Annotated in this window: 3 protein-coding genes and 2 pseudogenes; 2 read left to right on the top strand and 3 right to left on the bottom strand. The window is 46.2% G+C overall.

What is annotated here, in order from left to right; genetic code table 11:
• Nucleotides 1-180 (top strand): annotated as a pseudogene (locus tag QTO00_RS17470) (IS110 family transposase); the annotation flags it as partial.
• Between the two features lie 169 nt (nucleotides 181-349).
• Here QTO00_RS17470 and tnpC read toward each other — a convergent pair.
• From tnpC to tnpA, 3 genes are all read right to left on the bottom strand, one after another.
• Nucleotides 350-1,894: an IS66 family transposase gene (gene tnpC, locus QTO00_RS17475; RefSeq protein WP_331425912.1), complete on the bottom strand. Its 1,545-nt coding sequence runs from the start codon at nucleotides 1,892-1,894 to the stop codon at nucleotides 350-352.
• Between the two features lie 86 nt (nucleotides 1,895-1,980).
• Nucleotides 1,981-2,328, bottom strand: a complete 348-nt coding sequence (tnpB, locus tag QTO00_RS17480; RefSeq protein WP_331425913.1) for an IS66 family insertion sequence element accessory protein TnpB — start codon at nucleotides 2,326-2,328, stop codon at nucleotides 1,981-1,983.
• Entirely contained in the window at nucleotides 2,322-2,630 is a 309-nt protein-coding gene (gene tnpA, locus QTO00_RS17485; protein ID WP_331425914.1) for an IS66 family insertion sequence element accessory protein TnpA, read from the bottom strand. The genes tnpB and tnpA overlap by 7 nt, the downstream gene beginning before the upstream one ends.
• 285 nt (nucleotides 2,631-2,915) lie before the next feature.
• Between tnpA and QTO00_RS17490 the strand changes: the two are divergent.
• Nucleotides 2,916-3,760: pseudogene (locus QTO00_RS17490) on the top strand (IS5 family transposase).
• The last annotated feature ends 51 nt before the right edge of the window (nucleotides 3,761-3,811 follow it).

The raw sequence follows: 3,811 nt of genomic DNA on the forward strand, positions 1-3,811 counted from the left end.
GGACTTATTGCTGAATACGGTATTGTTCTACCTAAAGGGAAGGCTTCGTTCAGGAAAGCTATTCCCGAAGTGCTCGAAGACGCCGAAAACCAGCTATCGCCCATATTACGAGAACTTCTATCACGACAGTACGAACGCTATCTATATATTGATGAACAAATAAGTTGGTTTGAAAACAAAGGAAACGAAAGCAAAACAAACAAGGCAAACGGGACTCCGCTGATATAGCTACTTAGCCATTATTACCTCAAGAACGGTAATAGTATTCAACCCCGATCATGGACATACAAGTGTTTAAGGTTTAAAGATACTTTTACTAATCTGATGTTAGTGGTTTGTAAGCGCGCAGTTAACTAGTGAGGTTTTTTTCAGCCTCACCGATATCTACATTCCATGGAAGTAGATCGGTTAGATCGTCACTTGAAGAACGCTTCGGCAACTCCCTGAACAGGTGTACGAAGTAGAAGTATGGATTAATGTCGTTAGCACGGCAGGTCCTAACCAGACTGTAGAGGTTTGCACTGGCCTTTGCTCCGTCAACAGAAGTCGAGAACATCCAGTTCTTTCGCCCAGTGGTAAAGGGGCGCACATCCCGTTCAGTCACGTTATTATCGATGCTGATATGACCGTCTTCAAGATACGTGAGTAGTTTTGGCCATTGGTTTATCGCGTAGTTGATGGCGATTCCAAGCCTACCCTTGGGCAGCTGTGTTTCTTTGATATTAACCAGCCAGTTATGGAACTCATCAAGGATGGGCTTCGCTTTCTGCTGCCTTATTTGTTGCCGTTTTTCTGGGCTTAGCTCTCTGGTTTCTTGTTCGATACCGTAGAGCCTTCCAATATAGTTCAGCGCTTTTTCTACACGACCTACTTTCTTGGTCGGTTGTGCTTTCTGAGCTTCGGTGAATTTACGTCTTGCGTGAGCCATGCAACCAGCCTGAGTGACATTTTTAAGAGTGTCATACACTGAATATCCATCAGACAGTAGATAACCAGAGTAATCACCAAGGAAGGCTTTGATGCAGTTTGCACCGCGTCCTGGTTGGTACTCATAGATAACCACTGGAGCCTCATGGAACTCACCACTGCGGTAAACCCACATGTACGATTTGCTCTGAGCGGTTTTTCCTGGCTCTGACAGTACTTGCACTGTGGTTTCATCGGCGTAGATTAAGCTTTCTGATAACAGCCGTGCTTTCATCTGGTCGATAATGACGTCAACTTTGTTTCCTAGCTGAACACACCAGTTTGCCAGAGTGCCTCGACTGATATCGATGTCACCTCGTTTGAGGATATCTACCTGACGATATAGCGGTAGCGCATCAACGTATTTTGCAGTGACGATTGCTGCGAAGGTCTCTGGACAACCGATACTTTTCGGGATCATGCTGGCAGGTTTTGGAGCGGTCACTATCTTGCTGCTGGTTTCGGTATGTTCACACTGACGACAGGCGTATTTAGTTCGCTCATGGCGGATAACACTGATTTTCTGAGGGATGATCTTCAGCTCTTCCGATGTCTCCACTCCGCACTTATGCAGTTCATGACCGCAGCATTCACAGTGTGGAGCATTCAGGGTATGAACCTGAACTTCCCGCTCCAGCTCTTCGGGTAAAGGTTTACGTCCTTTTTTATGATGAGCAGGCTCTGGTTTGTTCAGTGCATTTTGCTGCTCGGCTTCATTGAAGGTGCCTTTAACCACCTTTTCACTCTGAGAGGAGAACCGTTTGGATTTACTGAGATTGAGTTGCTCAAGCAGGAGTTCCACCCGAGTTTTGAGTTCAGCCATTTCTTCCTGCTGAGCCTGTAGTTGCTTGTCCTTAGCTTTGTTTTCTTCCTGAAGCGCTAACAACATCGCTTTCAGTTGTTCTACATCATCAGGAAGGTCACTCATCAGTCGGGCTCTTAGTCAGGATTATGCCGTTAGTCTGACAGGGAAAAAGGATCGTTCAACCCCTTTATGACGATCATGATTCTGGCTCACACTTCAAGGCCATATAAGGGTTGGTGAGCTTTAGGATGCTCCAGATTAAGCCCTGATAGTAACCACTGAAGTTGCTGCCTGGAGATAGCGATATGACCCGATTCATTAGGTTTAGGCCATTTAAAACGACCTTTCTCCAGTCGGCGGTAATAAAGCCAGAAGCCATTAGTATCCCAGAACAAGATCTTGATTTTGTCTCGGCCACGATTGCAGAAGATAAACCAGGCTTCACTGAACGGATCCATTTCCAACACATCAGCCACAATTAGAGACAGGCCATCAATAGACTTACGCATGTCGGTTATGCCAGAGACCAGATAAATCCCTGAGTTCGGTGTTAACACGTCAGTGCCTGTAACCAGTTCTGGATTTGGTGTGCTGGCATGTCAGCGGGAAGCTCAGCGGTCATTCCTGTTGGTAGTGAAAGCATTACCGACAGAGGAACACCTTTGCTTTTCGGGGTATCTTCAATCAGGACAGGATGCACTGCTTGTTGCTGTACGCGACCGTAAAGTTTTTTGCGCCAGTAATCAAAGGTATTTACCGTCAGTTGGTTTGCCTTGCAGAACGCGACAATGGATAACTCACTTTGGCTCTGCTGCTCAATGATTTCTGCCCAGAGTTGAGGCTTGTTCGATTGGTTCATCGTGACTCCTTGGTTGAGGAATCACTATGCCGAGAATGCTGAATTATTGGTAGGTGGGTTTAAATGGACGCTTACGTAAAAGCCAGTGTGAGCAGAAGGTTTTCAACGTGTAGGATTTATCCTGTTATTCATCTCACTACGTACTTTGCCAAGGGGTTGGTGGTGCACGGTGTCTTATGCTGGTTGATACTCTTCGTTTTTGGCGAGGCTTTGTTGCGTAATTCGATGGAACTAAATCAAGAAACTACGATCTGAGCGGCTACGCCCATCAATCGTCGTAGCCTCATGCCTAAACCTCGTTACAAAACAACTAACTGGAAGCAGTACAATAAATCCTTAATCAACCGTGGTTCCGATTCAGCGACTTAGCCATTACTACCGCACTGATGGTGAAACGCGTTTTCTCTATGCCCTTGAGAGCGCTGCAAGGTTTTCTAGACTCCGTATTTAAGCTGGCTAACATCCCGCTTGTTTGCCCGCACTACACCTGTATAAGCCGCCGAGCTAAGGAAGTTGAAGTTTCATTTAAAACCAAAACCAGAGGAGCAATACAACATCTGGCCATTGATGCCACTGGCCTCAAGGTTTATGGCGAAGGTGAATGGAAGGTCAAGAAGCATGGAACTGATGGGAAGCGAAGAGTCTGGCGTAAGCTGCATATCGCGGTAGATACAAGCACCCACGAAATAGTCGCAGCAGAGCTGAGCTTATCTAACGTAACTGATGCCGAAGTGCTCCCCAACTTACTCAAGCAAACACGTCGTAAAATCATTGAGATATCAGGCGATGGCGCTTATGACACAAGGAATTGCCATGATGCCATACGGATCAAGCGAGCTGTTCCGCTCATCCCGCCAAGAGAAGGAGCAGCCTTCTGGGAACAAGGGCATCCTCGTAACTTAGCGGTAGGTTGCCAGAAGCTCTACGGCTCCAACAAGAAGTGGAAAAAGCGGTATGGCTATCATAAGCGCTCTCTGTCAGAGACCGCAATGTACCGAGTAAAACAGTTGCTAGGTGGGAAATTAAGTCTAAGAAATTACAACGCTCAGGTTGGCGAGACTTACGCCATGATCAAAGCACTGAACAAACTTACAGGGCTTGGTATGCCTGAAACTCAGTATATTGTATAAAAGTCGCTCAACTTTAGGAGGTTTGGTTTCTCGTCTGAATTACGCAACAAA

Source organism: Vibrio sp. M260118, assembly GCF_036533755.1.
Taxonomy (GTDB): Bacteria; Pseudomonadota; Gammaproteobacteria; order Enterobacterales; family Vibrionaceae; genus Vibrio.

Excerpts from the sequence above, each read along its gene's own strand:
- tnpC (WP_331425912.1), bottom strand. The coding sequence starts at position 1,894 with ATGAGTGACCTTCCTGATGATGTAGAACAACTGAAAGCGATGTTGTTA.
- tnpA (WP_331425914.1), bottom strand. The coding sequence starts at position 2,630 with ATGAACCAATCGAACAAGCCTCAACTCTGGGCAGAAATCATTGAGCAG.